Origin of the sequence: uncultured Microbulbifer sp. (assembly GCF_947498635.1) — a bacterium.
Lineage (GTDB): Bacteria > Pseudomonadota > Gammaproteobacteria > Pseudomonadales > Cellvibrionaceae > Microbulbifer > Microbulbifer echini.
The window spans coordinates 73,357-96,358 of sequence record NZ_CANMKV010000011.1; the positions used below are offsets into that span (position 1 = coordinate 73,357).

Below are 23,002 nucleotides of genomic sequence, written 5' to 3' on the forward strand. Positions count from 1 at the left end.
ACGTTGGAGCTAAATTAGCCTTCCAACACGCCGTAGATGTCACCTTCGTTCATGATGATCAGCTCTTCGCCGCCCATCTTGAGGGTATTGCTGTCGGCATAGCGACCGAAAACAACCGTGTCACCCACCTTGACTGACAGTGCACGTACATCGCCATTGTCCAGCTGCTTGCCCTCACCCACGGCTACCACTTCACCTTGGTTCGGCTTTTCCTTGGCAGCACCTGGCAGAACGATACCGCCAGCAGACATCGCTTCTTCTTCCTTACGGCGTACTACGACGCGGTCGTGTAAAGGACGAATTTTCATGGATAAGTTCTCCATTGAGTCGTTTTTAAGGATTTCCAACATAGGTGTCACCAGCCCTAAGGGCTGGTGACCTGACCCCTCCCTGGTTACCAGAGGTGGGGCTTAAATCAGAGTTGCTCCCTATCTATGGGCGCGAGAATAGATTTCAACACTATTCAGTGAAAAAACTACAAAAGTGCTGGCTGAAAGACAAAAATGTGCACTATTTAACCAATTCAGTCTTTACGATTCTTGTGCTTCACTTGATCTACGGACTTTCGCTGATCTCGCGAAAACTCTCCCTCGATGATATCTGGGCCGCGCTTGGTCGAGTCGGATTGACCAGGGGCACCCGGCCGCAAAATAGTGACATGCCGTAACAGCCTCCCCAGAAGCAGATGTCGCAGCCCTGGTATCAGACAGGCAAATCCCAGGGCATCGGTGATAAAACCAGGTGTCAGAAGCAGTGCGCCGCCCACGGCGAGAAAGATACCCTCAACCATCTCTTGGGCGGGGATATCGCCAGTGCGCATCTTCTCCTGAGCCCGCATCAAGGTGGACAATCCCTGGCGACGTAGCAGTGTTACGCCAACGATAGCGGTCAAAAAAACCAGGCCAATGGTGGGCAAGGCGCCGATTTCTCTTCCTACGGTGATCAATACCCACATTTCGAGTACAGGTAGGACTATAAATAGAAGCAGCAAGGGACGCATAGAGAGAATTCCTGATCTAAAAGCCCATTCAGAGAGGGCTTGAGGTGTTATCGATATGCTGAAGTAAATGGAGTGGGGAGGCAAATTATTCAAGGGCGCCATATTCAACCCCACAAAACCGGGAGAGAGGGAGGCTTAGATGGCAAGCGAACAGCAGGATGCCTTGGAGGTGCCGGCTATTAGCCGCAGTCGACATTTACTCGATGATGTTTTGGCCGAAGCGGATATTCGCATTAATGGTGACCGGCCCTGGGATATCCAGTTACACCGAGAAGAGGCACTGGACGAGATTGTTGCTCGGCAAACCCTGGGCCTGGGTGAGACTTACATGCGCGGTGACTGGGATGTTCCCGCATTAGACCAGTTTATGACCCGGGTGATCGAGGCAGATCTGGATCGTCATATGAAAACCTGGCGCAATGTCTGGCGCTATCTGCGCAGCTATTGCATCAATTTACAAAGCCGCAATCGCGCCTTTGAAGTCGGCGAGCACCACTACGACCTAGGCAATGAATTTTATGCCGCCATGCTCGACAACCGTCTTACTTACAGCTGTGGCTATTGGAAGGATGCACAAACGTTGGATGAGGCCCAGGAAGCCAAGCTGGACCTCATTTGCCGCAAACTGCAACTACAACCGGGCATGAGACTACTGGATGTCGGCTGCGGCTGGGGCAGCCTGATCAGCTACGCGGCACAAAAATACCAAGTGGAGTGTGTCGGCATCACCATATCCCGCGAACAGCGAGCCTATGCCTCAGAGCGTTATGCCAACCTACCCATCAAAGTGCATCTGCAGGATTATCGTGCGTTAAATGAACGTTTTGACCGCATTGCCAGTGTCGGTATGTTCGAGCATGTGGGACATAAGAATCACAGAGACTTTATGGAGGTCGGAAAGCGCTGCCTGAAAAAAGATGGGATTTTACTGCTTCATACCATCGGCAAAGCCAAGCCCACCAATACAGACCCCTGGTTCGAGAAATATATTTTCCCAAATGGCGAGATACCCACAGCGGCACGAATAACCCAGGCCGCACAGGGCGTTTTCATCAGCGAAGATTTACATAATTTCGGACCGGACTACGACAAGACACTTTTAGCCTGGCATGAAAACTTCGAGCGCAACTGGCCACGCTTTGCAGACCGTTACGGAAGAAAGTTTTCTCGCATGTGGCGCTTTTACTTATTAACCAGTGCGGCGACATTCAGGTCGCGTCGATTACAACTGTGGCAGTGGATGTTTACCAACAACCGGTCTGGCGGGGTGGAACGTATTTGCTAATTGAAGGCTAACAAACCTAATAATATCAGAATTTTGAAAAGTCAGGCTGGACAGTTGGCGAAAAACCGGCTGCCCAGCCCTCCATCTGTTGACCTATCTCGCGGTCTCTCCTATAGACCCAGCACTGCCTAAGGATTTTATCCAATGCATTTCCTATTCGAGACTGCAGACGGTCTAAAGCAACTCATACAAATACACACGTTCTCGGCGATTATCCTCACCATTCTCGCTATCCCCCTGACACTACTTATGAAAAAGGGGAGCGTCTACCATCGTGCCTGCGGTATAACTTCCCTATTACTGGCCGTTATATTTTCAGTATCCGCCATACTGATGCTTTTTAATTCCTTTCTTATTCCACACCTAACAGCGGATATTCCCAATTACCAAATAGATGCTGCCTATGTCTACAATACCCATCCCGACCTTTTACTACTGGGGCTTATCTCTATGTTCGGTTATGCGATGTTTTCCGCATATCGTATTTGGCCGAGAATCAAACACTCAAAAAATAATCGCATAACATCCAACATTATTGACTGGACACTTACACTGATTGCCGCTTGGGTAGCCGTTTTCTACTTTCAGGTCTTCTTATATGATATTGGACGTCATCCCAGCTATGCCAATATCTACCTCACTCCAGCAGCAATCATGCTGGTTTTTGCCGCGTTCGACGTTTACACATTCACTTTCCGCCCACAAATTTCCGGCAATCCCTGGTGGGCTCTACATATGAGCAAAATGCTGTTTGCCTGGACAACATTAATCAAGGGCTTTTTATTTCGAGATTTTCATTTACCTCTCAATAAAACCGTATTTCACGAAGTCACATCAACGCTTCTCTGGATGGCAATTTGCATTCTGGTGTATTTAATTTTCCGTAAAAGATTTGACCGCTTAAGCACAAGAAAATAAAAGATTTGAAGAGAGGGAAAAATAAAAAAGGGTGAATATTAATCACCCTTTTACCTACCAATGGACAGCACTTACTAAATACGTGCACCGCCATCAACATCAATAACACGGCCGCTGATAAAATCGTTTTCCAAAATAAAAGCGACAGTGGATGCAATTTCTTCCTGCTCACCTAGGCGGCGCAAAGGGACTTGTTTCACCAAGCTCTCAAGAATTTCCGGGCGCATTTGCGCTACCATATCCGTGCCGATAAAACCTGGGGCAATTGCGGCCACACGCACTCCGTAGCGAGCCAACTCACGAGCCCAGGCTACCGTCATGGCGGCAACACCAGCCTTACTAGCAGAGTAGTTGGTCTGCCCCACATTACCTTCACGAGATAAGCTGGAGATATTGATTAATACTCCACCCTTACCACTCTCCGCCATAATGCCCGCTGCTGCGCGGCCACAGAGGAAAACCCCGGTCAGGTTTACGTCAATTACAGATTGCCACTGGGCCAAAGACATGCGATCAGTCACTTTGCCTTCTTTGCACTTGAGCAGTAAACCGTCGCGCATAATACCGGCATTATTGATCAGAACCTGCAACCCCCCGAAGTCTTCAGCGATTTGTAAAAAGCCCTTGTCCACCGCTTCTTCATTGGCCACATTGATCACATAGCTGCGGGCTTCTGCTCCATGCTTTTCACAGGAGGCGAGGCTCTCCTTTAATCCATCTTCATTGACGTCAATCAGAGCCAAGCGGGCTCCCCGTTCTGCAAGGTATTCTGCCATAGCCCGCCCCAGGCCTTGGCCCGCGCCCGTAATCGCCACTGTGCTACCGGCAATCTGCATGATCTACTCCTTATCTGTATTAAAATTATATTTTTTAAAGGTCTAGGGAATCTCGGATTAACTCTGTAATGTCTTCGTATATTTCAAGCCCTATTCGACGCGACATTCAGATATTACCACTGATAACCAACTCCGACGGTTACCTTGGTGTCTTCTTTCTCACTCTCCAGTGAGGGGGTATTGTCATATTCCCACTGGTAGCCGATTTCCATTAATACACCCTCCACCAGCGGGGTACGCACCCCCACTTCAGCACTCGCCTGGAAGTCATCGCCGTAATCAAACGACTGAAGCGTTTTCTGATTGAAATATATTTCCGGGCCGAGTGAAAATTTATAGCGATATTTCATCGCCAAACGACCTGCTACATACTGATCATCCTGATCCTCACTCAGTTCCGCATCAATAAAATCTTCCTGCAAACTACTGAGACCACCTTCCAGAGAGAAGGCAGTTTTATCAGTATCGTAAAACAGGTAACCCAAACCAAGGCCCAATGTGGTTCCCAAATCCAGGTTGCGCGCCTCTTCATGTTCCAGTTCAGTATTGGCCGCAGCAAACCATTTTTCGGCAAAAATCCAGCGAAGGTCATAAGTAAACTGGTACTTTTCCAGATCGCCGTCCGCCTCGCTATCCTGATTCTGATAGAGGGCGCCGATCAGGTGGTTGAAATCGCCATGGCGCACATCCAGATTAATATTCACATCCAGGTCTTCGCGCTCCCGATTACCGGACTCAAAAACTCCGCCAGCGCTGATATTGCCTTTGAATGCTATAGGGTTACTGACAAAGTTCGGATAGGGCTCGGCGCGCTCAACACCGGGGAAATCGATCAGCCAACCATCCCCCTCCGCACAATAGACCTCCCACCGCTCCTGATAGTGCCCCGCCAGAGTACAGGGCTCATCGCGCCCGGCAATTTTCAGGTCGGTATCCACATCCATGGAGACAACCTTGGACTTCTCGACTTTGACCTGGCCAAAAGTCTCAGATTTCCAAACCACCTGCTCGGCATCCACTAAAACCAGCTCTCCCTGAATACGGTCGCCATTTTCAAGAGTAAGCACTCCGGCATGGAGTGGCAGAGGGATGAGACAGAGGCATACTCGCGTAATAAACCTGGACAAGCGTGTCGATAGAACCACAGGAGGACCTTAGCGTTTCTGGGTGAACCAACAATGAAAACCGTTCTAAAAAACGGCACAAGGGGCAATAATGCCATAACTGCCAATGATGTGGCACGCCGTTACTAGTCATCGACTCCCCTGGCAAATTCAGGCCGCACCCTGTCAAGAGGCTTATTTATAGCTTATTGAGCAAAAATCGCGGCAAACTGGGGCTAATTCCGGATAAATGATTGAGCAGAGAGCATTAGTGAGCGAAGAGGAAATCAACAATACACTTGCCAGAATGTGCCGAGTTTTGGCTTCCATTCCAAGTGGCCACGTAGTCACCTATGGTGACCTAGCAGCGATGGCCGGTTTTCCCAAGGGGGCCCGGCTTGCGGGCCAGCAACTGAGAAAACTCCCCAAGGATACAAAGCTCCCCTGGCACAGGGTGATCAACGCGCAGGGACGACTCTCTCTGCCCGAACCCAGAGCCTCTTACCAGCGGGAACTACTGCAGAGCGAAGGTGTTAGTTTTTTGAAGGGGCGGATAGACATGGCAAAGTATCGCTGGAGGCCTTGACTCAGGCCTCCTCCCCCTCCCCTCTCCAGGGTGCTACGGCAAAGAGTAACAACATGCCAGGAACAGCCAAAGCAGCGCACAGCAGGAAGAAGTTGGTCCACCCCATAGATTCCACCAGGTAACCTGTTGAGGCATTGGCGAAAGTTCTGGGCAGAGAGGTGAGTGCGGTAAAAAGTGCCAACTGTGTGACCGTATGCAACTTACTGGTGGTGCGAGCTATGAAGGCAATAAATACCGCCGTGCCGAGCCCCACCCCCAAGTATTCAAAGGCAATCACCAATGCCAGTAGCCAGAGACTTGGCCTAAATTCCGGAGTACCCACCAGATCTGCATTGGCCTCAGCCAAAATCATAAAACCAAAAATGGAAACAAGCTGGACAACGCCGAATATCCACAGGCATTTATTAATACCAATACGTACGATTAATAAACCACCAAGGAAACCACCAATCACCGCCGGCCAAAGTCCGGCATTTTTTGCAACAATCCCAATATCCGTATTGGAATATCCCATATCGAGATAGTAGGGCGTCGCCAGGGCGGTCGCCATACTATCCCCCAGCTTATAGAGGAACATAAATGCAAGCACCAGGATCGCGTGCCTGACCCCATTGCGATTAAAAAACTCCACGAAAGGCAACACGATAGCTTCACGCAATGACCTTGGCCGCGCCGCGGGATGCTGTGGTTCCGCGACCATTAAGGTCATAAATACCGCAACCAACATAAAGGCCGCCGTTACCCAAAATACCTGTCCCCAGGCTAAATGATCAGACAAAATAAGACTGAGGGAGCCCGGTATCAGGCCGGAAATTCGGTAGGCATTCGCATGAAAAGAATTGCCGAGCCCCAACTCCCAGTCAGGTAGGATTTCCCGGCGAAAAGCATCCAGAACAATGTCCTGGCTAGCACTGAAAAAAGCAACACCAAAGCAGAGGGCTGCTATAGTCCAAATGTTGAATTGGGGGCTAAACATGCCCAGTGCACCGATAAAAACAATCAACAGGAGCTGCATCACCAGCATCCACCCCCGACGCCGCCCCAAAATCGGGAAAGCATAGCGCTCCATAAGCGGCGCCCAGAGAAACTTCCAGGTATAGGGCAATCCCAGCAGGGCAAAAATGCCGATGGTCGCTAGGTCTACACCTTCTGAGCGCAACCAGGCCGGTACCAGCTGAATCAGCACAAACAGCGGCATCCCCGAGGAGAACCCGGTCCCAAGGCAAATCAGCATACGTCGGTTAAATACCGCTTCCCTGACTGTTTCGTGGGCCATAGTCTGTCGCGTTTTAATCGTCAATTAGGATCTGCAAGCGTCCCTTCCCCCTACTCCCCATACCAGCAACCTTAAATGCCAAGGGAAATAGTGAGTGGGCGTGGTGGTTTTCTCTCTCCACCACCAACATAGACATAAGCGAACGATAATGCCCGAAGAGTACGCCTCTCAGATGCCGGTGGGCCTCTTGGAAGGTGTGGACCGGGGAAGATAGGAGGCCTCGACACTGAAGGTAGAGGCCGACTAGCGAAGGGGGCTTGTGCCGATTAGCCCGGTTGCGGCTCCTCGCCAACCCACTCCCGCTTTTCTCGCCGCCATAGGTAGATAGCAAGCAGGATAGCTGGCAAGCCCATCAAGGCGGCGTAAATAAAGAACTGGGCATAGCCCTGTGCATCGACCACGATACCGGAGAAGCCACTGATAAATTTACCCGGCAGCGTCATGAGCGAACTAAAAAGCGCATATTGGGTTGCCGTATACGCCTTGTTGGCCAGACTGGAAAGGTAGGCAATCAGAACCGCATTGGCGATGCCACCACTGATATTGTCCGCACTAATCACCAGGGCCAGCCAAGTTTTATCTGGTCCAATCAGAGCGAGCTGGGCAAACAATAGATTGGTGCAGGCTACCATTACGGCGCCGAGTATCAGCGGGCGTGCAATTCCGTAGCGTACGACAAAAATTCCGCCGAGGAAGGAACCCAAAACGGTACAAAAAAAGCCAAATACCTTACTAATCTCAGCGATTTCGGTTTTGGTAAACCCCAAATCCAAGTAAAAAGGATTTGCCATGATGCCCATTGCAATATCACTAAGGCGGAAAATACCAATAAAAATTAATAATACGAGGGCAAAGCGACCGTTACGCTGGAAGAATTCAATAAACGGGCAAGCCACCGCACGAATAAACCACTCCTTGAGACGGCTGTGCTGGCCCTTGCCCAGCAAGCGTTCAACCCACATATTCTGGAGCTCTTCGGCCTCCCCATTGACCCGGGGGTGGTTAGGCTCGGCAATCATCAGCGTAGTAATAACACCAATCCCCATCAGCGCAGCCATAGACAGGTAAGCAACCGACCAACTGGCAATATCAGCAATATAAAGTGCACCTGCTCCGGCCACCAACATGGCCACCCGATAGCCAAAGACATAATTCGCCGCCATGGCGCCCTGATAATTTTCATCGATGGCTTCAATTCGATAGGCATCGATGGCAACATCCTGCGAGGCTGAACAGAATGCTACCCACAGGGCAAGCAGAGCCACTTCGGTCAGGGCCAGCTGCGGATTAACACTCGCCATCCCCACGAGCCCGAGGGCCACACCCAGCTGAGAAACGAGCATCCAGCTGCGACGCTTACCCAAACCCGCAATTAATGAGGGCAGGCGCAAGTGGTCGATAATCGGTGCCCATAGAACCTTGATCGAGAAAGTAATACCTACCCAGGCAAAAAAACCAATGGCCGTGCGACTTACACCATAGTCACGCAGCCATGCGGTCAGGGTGGAAAAGACCAGCAGCAGAGGAAGGCCCGCCGAAAAGCCAAGGAAGAACATGGTGAGGACTCGGGGTTTGAGATAAACCCGCAGAGTTTGCCCCCATGTTAAATTTTGCTGCACGGTATTCAATTTCACCCCCAAAGCCCCACGGCCGCCCAATCAAGTAGAAAATTTATTGTTGCACTGGCCAGGAAAAATGTTTGGAGACTGCAGACTCAGTGGCCCCACAGCACTTCAAGCTCCGCCTCGGCCAGCTTGTTGGCATTCACATTAAAGCCCACTTTGGCGGGTGAGGAATTTTCATCCAACGGAAGGGTATCCACTTTCAGGGCATACACGCGAAAGCGATAGCGGTGATCACCGTGCCCTTTAGGTGGACAGGCGCCACCATAACCGGGATTGCCGTAATCATTGCGCCCCTGAACCGCCTCTGGGATCAGACCATTTTTGAGATCCCCGGCCCCCTCCGGCAGACTGGTGACATCGGCGGGGATATTAAACATCACCCAGTGCCACCAACCACTGCCGGTGGGCGCATCGGGGTCGTAAACCATTACTGCGTAACTTTTCGTTCCCTCCGGGGCACCAGCCCAGCTCAGCTCGGGGGAGAGGTTTTCCCCTCCACAGCCACTGTAAACATGAGTCAACGGCATCTTTGCGCCGGGTTTGAGGGAACTGGAGGATAGGGTCAACTGCCCAGCCTGAGCGACCACTGCCACCAGGGAAATCAACAAAGCCGCCAGACCTGTGCTGAGTTTGCAGCCATTAATTTGGAAAACGCCTAATTTCATATCCATTCCTCCAATGATTACTCTTGCACACCGGCAAACAGGCCTGAAACCCTGTCCAGGTCCATATTGCCACCGGTGAGAATGATCGCGACATTCTTATTGCGAAAGCGCGCACCGTGCTCAAGCACCGCAGCCAAACCAACGGCCGCAGAGGGTTCCACCAGTTGCTTGGTGCGGGTCCATAGCAGTTGCATTGCCTGCACGATACCATTTTCTGAAACTGTCACAATATCGCGTACGGTGCGGCGGATCACGGTGTAGTTTCTGCGCCCCAGTGTCGTGCGCAAACCATCCGCAATAGTGTGCGGCTCTTGAGTGGTGATATGCACACCACCCCGCAGGGACCGCTGGGCATCATCCGCACCGGCTGGCTCGGCACCGATCACCAGTACATCCGGTGCCAATGCGGCCATAGCTAGGCCGACACCGGCGAGCAGACCCCCACCACCTACCGGGGCCACAATAACATCCGGCGTAAAGCCCTGGTCGCGACACTGTTGCACAACCTCAAGGGCAACAGTGCCCTGCCCCGCAATAATCCGGCTATCGTCGAAGGGGGGAACGATATGGGCACCCGTCTCCTCCACAACCGCTTTAAGCGCAGCCTCTCGCTCCGCCAGGCTTGGACCACAGGTAACGACTCTGGCACCGTAGCCTTGCACAGCCACGCGCTTCGCTCTGGGCGCCGTCTCCGGCATCACGACAATGCAGGGTAGGCCGCGCCCTGCTGCGGCCCACGCCAGAGCCGCACCGTGATTTCCCGATGAGTGGGTAGCTACCATTTGAGTTGCATCGGGCAGGTTGGCAACGGCATTGGTGGCGCCGCGTGCTTTGAAAGCACCGACCTTCTGTAGGTGCTCACACTTAAACCAGAGGTTAGCGCCTCCCAGCTGGTCTAGTGACTGAGAGCGAATCAGAGGTGTTCGATGAACAGCGGCAGAGACGGTTTGTGCGGCACAAAAAATATCCGCGCTGGTGGGCAGGTCGTTACGGTCCGAGGGCATAGCGCTTTTGGTCTTAATAATTTATTGCTGAATGTACCAATTCAGAGCCCCCCAAAACCAGTAAAATTCTTTTTAGCCGCCATTAACCTCTCAGCAGTCTTATCGCTGCAGCATTTTCAATAGCCTGAATTTCCGCTTGCTGTAAGGGGCGTAGCGCACATTGATGTCCAAAATATTTTTACGCTTCATCACCGCTTTGAAGTGGCTGAACGTTTTAAAACCATGCTCTCCGTGATAACACCCCATTCCGCTGGCGCCGACTCCGCCAAATGGCAGGTCCTGTGCCAACATAAACATCATGCAGTCGTTAACACAGGCATTACCCGAACTGCAGCTGGAGAGAATGCGCTCGGCCAAGGCATCGCTTTTGGTAAAAAGATACAGTGCCAGGGGTTTTTCCCGCTGGTTAACGAATGCCTCCACCGCGGCAAATTCATCCAGTTCGATCACCGGCAACAGTGGACCGAATATCTCCTCCTGCATCACCGGGGCCTCAAGGTTGACGGCACGCATCAGAGTAGGCGCCATGTAACACTCTTCGGCATCCACCTCACCGCCGTAAATAACCTCCCCGCCGCCGAGAAGATCAGCCAAGCGCAGTGTGTGCCGACTGTTAATGATGCGCCCATAGTCGGCACTTTGCTGTGGGTTGTCACCGAACATGTCTGTCACCGCCTGCTGGATAGCCGGGACCAGGAGATCAGCGGTATGCCGGGTACACAGCACATAATCTGGCGCGATACAGGTCTGCCCCGCATTGGTAAACTTGCCCCAGGCAATTCGCCGCGCAGCCAATTCAATATCGGCATCGTCGGCCACAATACAGGGACTCTTGCCCCCGAGCTCCAAGGTGACGGGCGTCAGATGTTTGGCGGCGGCGGTCATCACAATTCTCCCGACCCGGCCCCCCCCGGTGTACATGATATGGTCCCAGCGCTGCTGCAAAAGATTGGTAGTTTCGGCCACAGCCCCTTCGACACAGGCAAAGGCATCGCGATCGAGGTACCTGGGCAACAATTCTGCGATCAGACTGGAAACCCTGGGAGCCAGCTCCGATGGTTTTACCACGGCACAGTTACCCGCAGCTATCGCAGGAACCAATGGCGATAACAGGAGCTGTAATGGGTAATTCCAAGCACCAATAATCAGGACTACCCCGAGGGGTTCCGGCTGGATATAACTGCTGGCAGGTTGGGCCAGCAACGGAGAGGACACTTTACGTGAGCGAACCCAACGCTTCAGGTGTTTGAGGGTGTGGTCAATATCACTGTAGAGAAAAGCAATCTCGGTCAAATAGGCCTCCTGCGGGGCCTTGTTCAGGTCTTCCCCCAGTGCCTGCATAAAACGAGATTCATTTTCGCTGAGCATCTTGCGCAACTGACTTAACTGACGGCGCCGCCAGTTAAGCTCCTGGGTAACGCCACTGCGAAAATAGGCTCGCAAACCGGCAACCAGCGCTGCGGTGTCCCCACCACTTGCCACACTGAAATCTGACAGCATTTGCTCTCCCAGTATTGAAACCTTCAACCCAGACATCCCCCAATGAGTATATGACGCCCGCAGCCGGCCCTTCGACCGGGATACGCAGCCGGCGCAATCATCTGGGATGGTGGTTATAAGTCAAGCAACTGGTAGTAATTTTTCCCAATAAAAATACATTAAAAGAGTATAAAGACACTAAGAATACCGTTACCTACTGGAGCCGGAGCCTACAGGTCCAACTCAGGTAAACAGGACCGTCAGCGCCAACACGGTAATCCACAACAGCAGTGATCTGGACAGAAGCGCCTGCAGCCCCTCGATCTCGGCGCCACTCTGACGCTGAACCTGAGAGATATCATCGGAGAAACGGCACTCGTTGGCATTAATTCCTCCCAAAGCACCCTCGAGGTAGGCTTCAAGCACCTGGGCGGTATCGCGCTCACGGCACATCAGGCACTGACGCCAAGCGCGATAGCAGCCGGCAAAATTGCCCACAATGGCAAAACTGAGCCCCATCACACGCACCGGAACCCACTCCAACAGCCACAGCCAGCGCGCAGCTGAGATCTCCCGCTCAGTGCCCCGGGCTCGCTCCGCATACAGTGCGCTGAGCCGGAACAGCAGTGCGCCGGGAATACCCAGTAGGATAAACCAAAACAGTACGGCGAAGAGTCGCTCAAAAGCACAATAGGCCGCGCCGCGAAATACCTGCTCGTGTAATCGGGCGCCCTCGCCTACCTCTTCGTGGATTTCCCGCAGCAGGGGCCTGGCTGCCTCGGCAGCGCCTTTTAAATCGCCTCGATACCAGCTGCGCAGGTAAGTACTCAGAATATCATTAAAATTCCCTCGCCCCAGGCAGTAGAGCAGTAGAGGAATTCCCAGTAAAAGTACCCCCAACCCACCTGCGGAAGACTCGACAAAAGCCATGGCCAGGGCCACGGCCAAGACCGGTGGTAAGATACTCAGCCCGAGTAACAGTCCGTCTTGACCTTGTAGCTGAGGCGCCTTTTCAACACGGGCGCTCCAGCGGTCAAACCAGCGATCGCGATGCAGAGGCCAGCCCGATCCCCAGATTTGCACCAAAGCCAAAGTCATTAAAATAATCAGCAAAGTCATAGCGCTGCCGCGTCAGTTTGTAGTGGGTTTGGGTAAACCGGCACAAAAATACCGGGATTCGATTGTATGGCGGCAACAAAATACATGCGCAATGTCGCCGACAACATCCTACTCGGCGATTTTTTTTACTTCACCCAGATATCGCTGCCAATCAAAGCCGGGACCAGGGTCCAACTTGCGCCCCGGGGCAATATCCGAGTGCCCGGTAATTTTATCTCTATCGATAGCGGGATAGGCCTGCATGATGGCAGCACTCACTTCAGCTAAAGCCAGATACTGGGCGTCGGTATAAATATCGGTATCCAGCCCTTCGAGCTCAATACCGATGGAGAAGTCGTTACAGTTACTGCGCCCCTGGAATTCAGATTTTCCCGCGTGCCAAGCGCGCCTATTCAGAGGCACATACTGGGTGACGACACCGTCGCGATCGATCAGCAGGTGTGCAGAAACCTGTAGCGCAGCAATTTCCGCAAAATAGGGGTGGGCATCAATATCCAACTGCCCCAGGAAAAAGGTATCGATATAAGGGCCGCCGTACTGGCCCGGTGGCAGGCTGATGCTGTGGATCACCAATAGATCCACAGGACAGTTTTCCGGCCGGCTGTTGCAGTGAGGGCTGGGAACCCGGCGCGCCCCGGATAACCAACCGGAATCCACTTGATATTTCAATCTGCGATCTCCGCTCCAAAACTACCACCCCGATTGGCCTCGGGGTTTCAGCAGTTACCATTTTATGGAAGCGTTGATCGATATGCCAATCGGTTTGGAACAGTCTAGCGACAGAAGTGCAGTGCAAGAAGCGCTCTGCAGGGCATAAAAATTTAGCGCTTTATACCCTAACGCTGCTCGCTACGCTTTTTACGTACATTGCCAATAACCGACTGCAGGGCGCGCTCAAACAGCATACCGTCGTCGAGGGGTAAGAGCTGGGTCGAGCGCAGCGCATGGGCCAGCTCCAGGCGTGCAAACTCCGCCACCTTGGCACCGTTGCGGTTTACAAAAATAAACTGATCAATATCGCGGATCACTGCCGCCAGACGGCAGCGAAACTGTTCGTCCTCAGAGCGTTTCAATTCGAACCAACTGCCCTGAGCCAAGCGGAAAGTCATTTGCCAGTGAGGATCCTCTTCATCCAATGGCGCCAAGCCCTCCTGCTCCACAGTGGTCGGAGCAACTTCTGCCTGGGCAACAGCCTGCTCCAGCTCTTCCATTGGCGGCACGGCGACTTCTACCTGAACATCGTTAGCACCCACCTCAACTCGCCCATCGTGCGGCGGAGCCTCAATTTCAGGAGGCGCTGCGGCGATACTCTCAGAGGCAGTACTCTCAGCTGTAACACCGGTGGTCTCCTCAGCAGAGTCCGTGACGGTCGCCGCCTTGAGCTCACGCGCCACCTGCTCTTTGACCTGGCGCTCACGCTCCTCGGTCAGACGCTGTGCCAGGGCAAAACGCTCGCGATAAATTTCTTTAAGGCCGGCAAACAAGCCGCGCGCCTCAAAAGCGTTGTAGGATAGCGCCTCAATACCTTCGCGCAAACGCTCCTGCAAGGCGGGGAGAAGACTCAACAGTTGCTTGCGCGCCTCTGGCATCGGTGCCTGAACGCTCCAGACAAGATCCCGCGCGGTGCGAACATCCCGACTCCAGGCCGCGCTCTCGGTACCCTCCTTGACACAGGTGAGGAACAATACATTATTCCAAACCTTGTTGAGCCAGTCCTGTACCACCGGGGGTAGGTCGCGCTCCGCCACCAAGGCATCCATAACCGCAGCCACACGCGCCCGAGCGGCCTGAGTTTTCGCGCGGCCATCCGCCTCGTCTACGACCCGGCGCTCAAGCATTTCCGCCCGCTTTCGCTCACGCACAATAAATTCCCGCAGGGATTCCAGCAGCGCGGAAAAAATATGGATATCCCGATCAAATTCATTCAGGGCGCGCTCAACAATCTGGGAAATTTCCCGGTAGAGCGGATCGGACTCATATTGCTCGGGCGCCTGCCAACCTGTCGCAGCATCGGCGAGCTCGTTAAGTAATTTTCGCGCCGGGTGACCACCTTTACTGAAAAAAGATTTATCCGCGATAGCTACCTTAAGTAACGGCAACTGCAGACGACCGAGAAGGGACTTGATCGGCGTTGCGAGACTGCGATCTTCCAAAATAAAGGAAAACAGCATCTCCACCAGCTTGATAACATCACTGTCCACCTTGGCCAGCGACGCCGCCTGATTAGACTCCACCAGACGTTGTTGCAACAATTCACCGACATTGAGCAAGTGGGCGACGCCACTGTCCTGATAGTGCGTACCGCTTTGCAAGGCTCCCAGGTGACCGAGAAGGTCCCCCGCCGGCATCGGTGTCATACCCGCAGCGGAGGGGACAAGACCCGGAGCAAAATGCCCGCTAACCGGAACCCCCTGAGCAACCTGACCTGCGGCCTCCCCCATGGCCGAAACTCCGGCAGAGGCCTGAGTGCCACCCGCCGCGCGCGCAGCAGAGTAACCCGGGCGTTGTCGCGCTGCGCGTTGCTGCTCCCTCAGGGAGGGCAACACCCCCTGCTCCACTAACAGCTGGTTGCAGAACTCATAAAATTCGCGCAGTTGCTGCATCACAAGCTGCTCAAATTTCTTCAGTAGGGTGAGGCGGGCGCGAATATGTAAGTCGAGGGCCTGGATCGCATCGACAAACGCATCGCAGATAACATCCGGACCCAGGGGATTGTTCTTGTCGTATACCTTCACCGCGTAGAGAGTATCCAAGCGCAGGCACAGCTCGGTGAGGGGTTCGGCGAAATCACGCTTGGCACTGGCAACCATAGTATCCGCAGCTACCAGCTGCTCTAGGTCATCATTGTGTACCAACGACAGATTATCCGGAGCGAAACTGGGCTCAGTCTGAGCCTCCTGACGAATCTGGAAAGCCCGCTGAACATTGTCGACAAAACGCTCGGCAATATTGCGACGCTCCACCCGCAACAGGCGCAAGGCCTGGAAAAGCCCATCCTGTTCCGCTTGACCATGGGCGCGCTCGGCCATGGCGAAAAGTGAATCGTCCACTTTGCCAAACAGTGTCTTGACCCGCTCGAATAGCTGGGTACAGGCCTTATCTCTCAACAGCGCAACCGCCGACGGCAGGACCGCAGGCTTAACCGCATTTGCTCCCGAGCGCCCTGCACTTTTCTCTGAAAGGGAAATTACCTTGCTGGATTCACTCATTCCAAGGGGTCCTTCAAATACCATCCGGCGTCTTGCACATTTGCTGACTGAACGCTTGCCAGCCGGAAAAGCCGCGATAAATAACCAAGTCTCACTCGCTACCGGCGACACTTCTCTCAAACGTTGATCGCCGGACGGGGGTTACATTGCCGCAACTAATAAAATTTTCTCGACATCCTATTCAAACCAAACCAAGTAACTGCTTGATTTTGCTTATATTTTGAACGCACTAAGGTAAATCATTTGAACAGTGTGCGCCGGGCAGGCTCACATTCATAGCCGCGCCTACCAACACTGAATTTTACCCATGGTCGCGGCCTTATTGACATAGTTTCGCGACACATTTGAGAGGTTTGTCACAGCGAAATGTTGGAGCAGCTGCTAGCTGAGAAGTTATCGACTTCAACACCCGGCCGAACACAGACAATCCAAAGCGCACCGCTTTTGGTAAACTGCGCGCGCGTTTATATCGAGATTTGCCCATGCACCCGAAAGACTCCCCCATCCCGAACATCATGACCGACCTGCAAAGGGCTGTGCGAACGGCGCTGGAGGAGGACATCGGCAGCGGCGATATTACCGCTCAACTAATCCCCGCCAAGCGCAGCGCGCGCGCGCGCGTGATCACTCGTGAGGACTGCACCCTGAGCGGGCGCGCCTGGGTTGAGGAAATTTTTCGGCAGCTGGACCCCAGCTTGCAACTTACCTGGCATTTTGCTGACGGCGACCAAGTTGCCGCTAATAGCGTACTATTTGAGCTACAAGGCAATGCGCGTGCGATCCTCAGTGGAGAAAGAGCCGCTCTCAATTTCCTGCAAACGCTCTCCGGAACCGCTACAACTGCCGCTGAATTTGCCGCACGCGCCGCGGGCACCGAGGTGAAGATCCTCGACACGCGCAAAACCATTCCGGGTCTGCGCAGCGCGCAAAAATACGCCGTGCTGTGCGGCGGCTGCCACAATCACCGCATCGGTCTCTATGACGCTTTTCTCATTAAAGAAAACCATATCGCAGCCGCAGGCGGCATCCATAAGGCGGTCGCTCAGGCGAGAACTATTAAGCCGGAAGCGCTGGTGGAGGTCGAAGTGGAAAACCTCGAAGAACTGCAGCAGGCACTGGCCAGTGGGGCCGATGTGATTATGCTCGATGAGTTCAACGATGCGGACACCCGTAGCGCACTATCACTGGCCAAAGGTCGCGCGAAAATTGAAATTTCCGGCAGTGTCGATCGGGAGCGGATCGCGCAGCTGGCCGAGCTTGAAGTGGACTACATCTCCTCGGGCAGCCTCACCAAGCATCTGCGCGCAATCGACCTGTCCCTGCGCATCGAATTTTAACTCGGACCTAATGAACCAAAAGGGCACCACTCGATTGCGGCGCCCTAAGCACCCTCAGTGATGGTGGTGAGACTCCTGCGCTTCCACCTGGGGAGACTCCATAGCTCCCATAGCCCCATGGCTACCGTGCCCTCCGTGGCCCCCATGACCGAGTGCGCCCCACAGGGTCCAGAATCCAAACAGCATGATTGCCGCGGCAAAACCCAGACGTACCCCCGGCTTCTGTACAATATTACGCACTTGCACAGCAGCGGCACCAGTGGCCAGCATGGCCGGTAAAGTGCCCAAGCCGAAAGCGAGCATCGCCAGCGCCGAGCGCTCGGCACTCCCCTGAGCCAGGGCAAAAGTCAGTGCGCTGTAGACCAACCCGCAGGGCAGCCAACCCCACAAAGAGCCCAGCGCCACGGCCTGGCCGGCGGAACGCACCGGCAGCAACTTCGCTGAGAGCGGCTGCACATAGCGCCACAGATAGCTACCGCCTTTCTCGAGCCATACCAAGCCACGCCATATTCCCGCCACATAAAGCGCCATCACGATCAGCATAATGCCCGCGGCAAACCGCAGTGGTGTGAGCGCCGGAATCACCGCAGCCCCCAAGGCACCGGCGAGCCCCCCCATCAGTGTGTAACTGGCGATACGTCCCAACTGGTAGGAGCCGAGTTGTATCCAAGCGGTCTGCCTACCGGGTACCGCCATACCCAGGGCACCCGAAATGCCCCCACACATGCCAATACAGTGGCTACTGCCGAGAAAACCGATGGCGAGCGCCGCCGCCAAGAACCCCCAATCCCCCACGAATTACTGCTCCTTTTCCCCAGGCTCCGAGGATGGCCCCTGAAGATCGTCTTCAAACAAAATTCTGCGCCCCTCGGTTTCCAAGTCGTCATACTGGCCATTGTTTACAGCCCAGAAAAAAACTTTGGTGGCGAGAGCGACAAACACTACCGCAATAGGAATCAAGAAATAGAGACTGTCCATGCTTCACTCCTCTGTATTAATCCGCAAATCCGGGCTGTAGGTCCGGCGCACGCCTGGCGATTCCCCCCTCTGGGGATTTGGCGCGGGACAAGCGCAGAGCATTGACCACTACCACCAGGGAACTCAGTGACATACCGATAGCCGCAGCCCATGGAGGTACCAAACCACATACCGCCAAAGGCAGAGCGATGGCGTTATAGCCCAGAGCCCAAGCCAGGTTCTGACGCACCACTCGGCGACATTTGCGCGCCAATTCGACAGACTGCGCCAGCACCTGCAAGTCGCCATTGAGCAGGATGGCATCGGCGCGGGACTGGGCCAGGTCGGCAGCGGACATCATCGCCACCGAAGCGTCCGCACCCGAGAGTACCGGCACATCATTGAGGCCATCTCCCACCATCAGAACGGCTTCCCCTTGACTCTGAAGCTGCCTCATATGTGTAAGCTTGTCTTCAGGCGATGCGCCGGCACGAAAATGTGCAATACCCGCCTCGCTCGCTAGGCGCTGCACCTCACCGGATTGATCGCCACTCAGCAGCTCCACCGACAACCCCATCCGCCCCAGCTGCTCAACGGCTTGTGGTGCGGACTCGCGCAATTTATCCCCGAGGGCGATCCAGGCCACAGCGCCGCGATCATCGGCAAGCAATAACCACTGCCCCTCGCCTTCCGGGGCTTTTTCTGGTTTAGACACGGCGAAATCCGCGCGTCCCAGACGATAGCGGACATCGTCTATGTGCCCCTCGAGGCCACGGCCTGTGTGAACCTTAAGCTGGCTTGCGGCCAGATTGCCACGCCAGGAACGAAACGCCCGCGCCAGCGGATGGTGAGTTTGCGATTCGAGAGCGGCGGCGACATCCTTAACCCGCTGTTCAGTCCAGTCGTCGCGTATCAAATTAATTTGCAGAATGCGCGGTTCGCCGCGAGTCAGGGTGCCGGTTTTATCGAACACTACCCGACTGATCTGCGGCAGGGTTTCCAGAAGGCTGCCACCAGCCACTAGCAGTCCCAGTTCCTGCAAGCGTAAAGTGGCTGAAGCCAGTGCCGCCGGCGTAGCCAGGGAAAGTGCACAGGGACAGGTAACCACCAGCACTGAAAGGGCGACCCAGAATGCCCGACTCGGGTCCAGCTGCCACCAGACCGCAAATGCCCCCAGGGCCGCCAGCAACACCACTCCGACAAAAATACCGGCGACCCGGTCCGCCAGAGCAACCTGACTCGGTTTATCCAATTGAGCGCGCTCCACAAGGCGCTCGATCGCCGACAATCTTGTGGATCTACCCGCCGCAACCACCCGCACCGTCAGGCTCGAATCGCCATTGACACTGCCCGCGTACACCGGGCTTCCCATCGCCTTCTGCTGCAGGGCAGACTCGCCGCTAAGCAACGATTCATCCACACCGCTCTCCCCCTCCAGCACCTCGCCATCGGCGGGAACCGTATCACCCGGGCGCAGTAAAATACGGTCACCCTCGGTCAGGGCGGCCACGGGAATATGCGTGATTTCATCGCCTGCAAACTTGGCGGCAGTCATCGGCAGCAGCTGGGCCAAGCCGCCGCTGGCCAGCCCGGCGCGGTGGCGTGCACGCATCTCGACAGTACGCCCCAGCAGCAGGAAAAAGGTGAACATGGAAATGGATTCGAAATAGACTTCACCAGTACCGAATACGGTGGCATAGAAACTGGCACCGTAGGCCAGGCCAATGGCGAGGGAGACCGGCACATCCATGTTCAAATGCCGTGCGCGCAGACTGCGCAGGGCCGCACTGAAGAAAGGGCGCGCGGCGTAGAACACCACGGGTGTAGCCACTAGCAGGGATACCCAGCGGAAGTAGCGCTCAAATTCACCCACATCGCCACTGCCAGCGCCAAAGTAGAGAGCGATGGCGAACATCATCACCTGCATGGTGCCGAGACCCGCAACCCCGAGGCGGCGCAGGGCCGCGCGGTGCTCGCTCTGAATCACACTTTCGCGATTGGCGGCGGTTGCCGGCGCAGGGCGATAGCCGATGCGCTCCAAGGCTTCAAACAGATCACTGGGTTGGATCTGCTCGGGGTCAAAAACAACTTGTGCTCTCTGGGTGCTGGCATTGACCGAGACTTTCTCAATTCCGGTCAACTGCCCCAGGTGCTTTTCGATCAACCAAACGCAGGCGGCGCAGGTGATACCGCCGATCAGCAGAGCCGCCATTTTGGCCTCGCCATCCCAGTCGTGTACAAACTGCTGTTGTACCTCGGGAAGGTCGTAGGCGCCCCAGCGATCCTGCGGCTGACTCTGTTCCGGCCGGTCGCTTTGCTTTTCCCTGTAACGGTAAAAGCCGTCGAGCCCCCCTGAGACAATGGCGCTCGCCACAGCCTCGCAACCCGGGCAGCACATGCTGCGCGAGGTACCTTCGATAACAACCGTGTGATTGCTACCGGCGGGAACCGGGAGCCCACAGTGATAACAGGGAGATGTCATTGACTGCCGGGGTTCATGGGCGCTGCATTGCCCAGGTCGAAGTTAATCTCTCCCTTGAGGCGCCACTCAGCCTCCTGGTGCGCACGGGGGTCCAGCTCAGGCATCAGACGCAGGTACCAGCGACTGTTCAATTCACCTGGAACCGCACCGGAATAACGCCCAACAGAAAGCTGCGACAAGAGAATATGCTGATCCAGATCCTCTTCCACCGGATGACTCAAGGTGAGCAGCAGCTCCTCTGGGTAATCGGTATTGCCATTTAGCTCTAGGGTGACGCCACCCTCTGCACGTTGGAATTGCACCAGCGCTGCCAGTCCCAATGCTTTTGCACGCTGGTCCTGCTCGGCGGAGAAGTGGTACATACGGCTGTCTTTGTAATAGGTATCACTGACCTGATCATCAGCGAAGCGCACGGCTATGGAAACCGTGATAGAGGACACTACAACCACCGCAATCAGCGGTGCCAGGACCATCCAGGCCCAGAATTCCCGATACCAGGGTTTCGACATTGGTTCATTCATCGCGTTACCAAAATTACCGTTTTGTGCAGAAAAGCCAAGCCCGCCTGAGCGGGCCCGTACTTTGCAACGGGAACGGCGTCCCGTCTACTGCTTGGGACCAATAAATACCGTTCGATGCTTATTGACCAGCTCCGGGTCATCGACAGCCTGCACCACGATCACGATATCGTGTTTGGTATCCTTCAGCTGCGTTTTGGGCACACTTACCCGAATGGGTACCGGATAAATTTCACCGGCCTTCAGGTAGATGTTGCTCGGCTTGCGCACCGAATAGTCATAATTCGGATTGCCTTCAACGCGGATGCTGAACTCATGCGCCGCCTGATCCATATTGTTGATCTTCACGGTGTAAACATTCTGCACTACCCCACGGGAAACCCTAAACATACGGGCACCGCGGTCGCGGGTAATCTCCGCCTCAATAGGGCTGCGAGTCGCCACTTGGTGCGCAAACAATCCTATCATGGCCAGCAGAACGACTGCGTAGCCAAACAAGCGCGGACGCAAAAAGTTGGTCTTGCCCGTTTGCAGCTCGTCCTCGGAGGTGAAACGGATCAAGCCTTGGTCATAACCCATTTTGTCCATGACACTGTTACAGGCATCGACACAGAGACCGCAGTTGATACATTCGAACTGCAGACCATCGCGAATATCGATATCCACCGGGCAAACCTGTACGCACCAGTAACAGTCGATACAGTCCCCCATACCTTCGGCTTTGTAGTCGACGTTTTTCTTGCGCGGACCGCGGGTCTCCCCACGCTTGGCATCGTAGTAAACAGCGAGGGTATCCTCGTCGTACATCACCGATTGAAAACGCGCATAGGGGCACATGTACTTGCACACCTGTTCCCGCAGGAAGCCCGCATTCATGTAGGTGGCAAAAGTAAAGAAGGCAACCCAGAAGACACCCTGTGGATGGGCCTCAAATGTGGCCAGATCCACCACCAACTCGCGAATGCCGTAAAAGTAACCGACAAAAGCCAGGGCCGTAGCCAGCGAGATCAACAGCCATATCGCATGAGTCCCCCCTTTGCGCAGAGTTTTTTCCACACCCCAGGGGGCCCTATCCAGCTTCATGCGTTTATTGCGGTCGCCCTCACAGACTCGTTCGGCCCACATAAACATCATGGTCCACACCGTCTGCGGGCAGGTGAAGCCACACCACACACGCCCCATCCAGGTGGTTACAGCAAAAAGAGCAAAAGCGGCAATGATCAGTAACCAGGCGAGCAGGAAGCCGTCCTGGGGGCCAAAGGTTGTCCAAAGGATATGGAATTGACGGGTAGGAAGATCAAAGAAGACCGACTGACGCCCGTCGATATTGATCCAGGGAATAAAAAAGAAAGCCAGTAACAGCGGCAGGCCTGTGTACTTGCGTATCCGGGTATAAATACCGCGGATATGGCGAATGTATATCTTATCGTCCGACTCATAGAGCATCCGGTAACGGACTTCGCCATTACCTTCCTGCTCCTCACGGGTGGGTATCAAGTCACTCACAAAAACCTCACTCTCACACGGGCAAAATCCGCACGTGGGCACAGGTAGCCACTTATGTTGAGGCTTTTATCTCCGTCCCTGCAGCACCCGGAGTTCC

General features: G+C 54.4%; 21 protein-coding genes. 4 read left to right on the forward strand and 17 right to left on the reverse strand.

Features of this window, described 5'->3' with window-relative positions; all coding sequences use genetic code 11:
• Positions 1 to 14: 14 nt before the first annotated feature.
• Together Q1A69_RS07825 and Q1A69_RS07830 are read right to left on the reverse strand one after the other, a co-directional pair.
• Positions 15 to 308, reverse strand: a complete 294-nt coding sequence (locus Q1A69_RS07825; protein WP_299583735.1) for a co-chaperone GroES — start codon at positions 306 to 308, stop codon at positions 15 to 17.
• Between the two features lie 215 nt (positions 309 to 523).
• Positions 524 to 1,000, reverse strand: a complete 477-nt coding sequence (locus Q1A69_RS07830) for an FxsA family protein (protein ID WP_299583623.1) — start codon at positions 998 to 1,000, stop codon at positions 524 to 526.
• Between the two features lie 139 nt (positions 1,001 to 1,139).
• Here Q1A69_RS07830 and cfa point away from each other — a divergent pair, with 139 nt between their 5' ends.
• Positions 1,140 to 2,285, forward strand: a complete 1,146-nt coding sequence (cfa, locus tag Q1A69_RS07835) for a cyclopropane fatty acyl phospholipid synthase (protein WP_299583626.1) — start codon at positions 1,140 to 1,142, stop codon at positions 2,283 to 2,285.
• Between the two features lie 144 nt (positions 2,286 to 2,429).
• Positions 2,430 to 3,203, forward strand: a complete 774-nt coding sequence (locus Q1A69_RS07840) for a hypothetical protein (RefSeq protein ID WP_299583629.1) — start codon at positions 2,430 to 2,432, stop codon at positions 3,201 to 3,203.
• 74 nt (positions 3,204 to 3,277) lie between these two features.
• Here the strand turns inward: Q1A69_RS07840 and Q1A69_RS07845 are convergent, their stop codons facing one another.
• Together Q1A69_RS07845 and Q1A69_RS07850 are read right to left on the reverse strand one after the other, a co-directional pair.
• Complete coding sequence (locus Q1A69_RS07845) at positions 3,278 to 4,039, reverse strand: SDR family oxidoreductase (RefSeq protein WP_299583632.1); 762 nt, start codon at positions 4,037 to 4,039, stop codon at positions 3,278 to 3,280.
• A 113-nt stretch (positions 4,040 to 4,152) separates the two neighbouring features.
• Entirely contained in the window at positions 4,153 to 5,106 is a 954-nt protein-coding gene (locus Q1A69_RS07850) for a DUF481 domain-containing protein (RefSeq protein ID WP_299583635.1), read from the reverse strand.
• 307 nt (positions 5,107 to 5,413) lie between these two features.
• Between Q1A69_RS07850 and Q1A69_RS07855 the strand changes: the two genes are divergently transcribed.
• A complete protein-coding gene (locus Q1A69_RS07855; RefSeq protein WP_299583637.1) occupies positions 5,414 to 5,728 on the forward strand; it encodes an MGMT family protein in 315 nt (104 codons plus the stop codon).
• Position 5,729: 1 nt separating this feature from the next.
• Here the strand turns inward: Q1A69_RS07855 and Q1A69_RS07860 are convergent, their stop codons facing one another.
• The 8 genes from Q1A69_RS07860 to Q1A69_RS07895 form a co-directional block, all read right to left on the reverse strand.
• Complete coding sequence (locus Q1A69_RS07860; protein ID WP_366525560.1) at positions 5,730 to 7,028, reverse strand: AmpG family muropeptide MFS transporter; 1,299 nt, start codon at positions 7,026 to 7,028, stop codon at positions 5,730 to 5,732.
• Positions 7,029 to 7,270: 242 nt separating this feature from the next.
• The gene (locus Q1A69_RS07865; protein ID WP_299583741.1) at positions 7,271 to 8,560 is read right to left on the reverse strand and encodes an AmpG family muropeptide MFS transporter; all 1,290 of its coding nucleotides are present in this window, start codon (positions 8,558 to 8,560) and stop codon (positions 7,271 to 7,273) included.
• A 158-nt stretch (positions 8,561 to 8,718) separates the two neighbouring features.
• Entirely contained in the window at positions 8,719 to 9,294 is a 576-nt protein-coding gene (locus Q1A69_RS07870; protein ID WP_366525561.1) for a YbhB/YbcL family Raf kinase inhibitor-like protein, read from the reverse strand.
• Positions 9,295 to 9,311: 17 nt separating this feature from the next.
• Positions 9,312 to 10,298, reverse strand: a complete 987-nt coding sequence (locus Q1A69_RS07875) for a threonine/serine dehydratase (protein ID WP_299583640.1) — start codon at positions 10,296 to 10,298, stop codon at positions 9,312 to 9,314.
• Between the two features lie 99 nt (positions 10,299 to 10,397).
• A complete protein-coding gene (locus Q1A69_RS07880) occupies positions 10,398 to 11,798 on the reverse strand; it encodes an aldehyde dehydrogenase family protein (protein ID WP_299583643.1) in 1,401 nt (466 codons plus the stop codon).
• Positions 11,799 to 12,020: 222 nt separating this feature from the next.
• Positions 12,021 to 12,896, reverse strand: coding sequence for a regulatory signaling modulator protein AmpE (ampE, locus tag Q1A69_RS07885; RefSeq protein WP_299583646.1), 876 nt, complete (start codon positions 12,894 to 12,896; stop codon positions 12,021 to 12,023).
• A 108-nt stretch (positions 12,897 to 13,004) separates the two neighbouring features.
• On the reverse strand, positions 13,005 to 13,565 hold the full coding sequence (gene ampD / locus Q1A69_RS07890; protein WP_299583649.1) for a 1,6-anhydro-N-acetylmuramyl-L-alanine amidase AmpD: 561 nt from the start codon (positions 13,563 to 13,565) through the stop codon (positions 13,005 to 13,007).
• Between the two features lie 167 nt (positions 13,566 to 13,732).
• Positions 13,733 to 16,105: a DUF1631 domain-containing protein gene (locus Q1A69_RS07895; RefSeq protein ID WP_299583652.1), complete on the reverse strand. Its 2,373-nt coding sequence runs from the start codon at positions 16,103 to 16,105 to the stop codon at positions 13,733 to 13,735.
• A gap of 482 nt (positions 16,106 to 16,587) precedes the next feature.
• On the opposite strand from Q1A69_RS07895, the gene nadC reads away from it, so the two are divergent.
• On the forward strand, positions 16,588 to 17,442 hold the full coding sequence (nadC, locus tag Q1A69_RS07900) for a carboxylating nicotinate-nucleotide diphosphorylase (protein WP_299583655.1): 855 nt from the start codon (positions 16,588 to 16,590) through the stop codon (positions 17,440 to 17,442).
• 54 nt (positions 17,443 to 17,496) lie between these two features.
• Here nadC and Q1A69_RS07905 read toward each other — a convergent pair whose 3' ends face one another.
• The 5 genes from Q1A69_RS07905 to ccoG form a co-directional block, all read right to left on the reverse strand.
• A complete protein-coding gene (locus Q1A69_RS07905) occupies positions 17,497 to 18,237 on the reverse strand; it encodes a sulfite exporter TauE/SafE family protein (protein ID WP_299583658.1) in 741 nt (246 codons plus the stop codon).
• 3 nt (positions 18,238 to 18,240) lie between these two features.
• The gene (gene ccoS, locus Q1A69_RS07910; protein WP_299583661.1) at positions 18,241 to 18,420 is read right to left on the reverse strand and encodes a cbb3-type cytochrome oxidase assembly protein CcoS; all 180 of its coding nucleotides are present in this window, start codon (positions 18,418 to 18,420) and stop codon (positions 18,241 to 18,243) included.
• 16 nt (positions 18,421 to 18,436) lie between these two features.
• A complete protein-coding gene (locus Q1A69_RS07915) occupies positions 18,437 to 20,881 on the reverse strand; it encodes a heavy metal translocating P-type ATPase (protein ID WP_299583664.1) in 2,445 nt (814 codons plus the stop codon).
• Positions 20,878 to 21,402: a FixH family protein gene (locus Q1A69_RS07920; protein WP_299583667.1), complete on the reverse strand. Its 525-nt coding sequence runs from the start codon at positions 21,400 to 21,402 to the stop codon at positions 20,878 to 20,880. The genes Q1A69_RS07915 and Q1A69_RS07920 overlap by 4 nt, the downstream gene beginning before the upstream one ends.
• A gap of 84 nt (positions 21,403 to 21,486) precedes the next feature.
• The gene (gene ccoG / locus Q1A69_RS07925; protein ID WP_299583670.1) at positions 21,487 to 22,905 is read right to left on the reverse strand and encodes a cytochrome c oxidase accessory protein CcoG; all 1,419 of its coding nucleotides are present in this window, start codon (positions 22,903 to 22,905) and stop codon (positions 21,487 to 21,489) included.
• Positions 22,906 to 23,002: the final 97 nt, after the last annotated feature.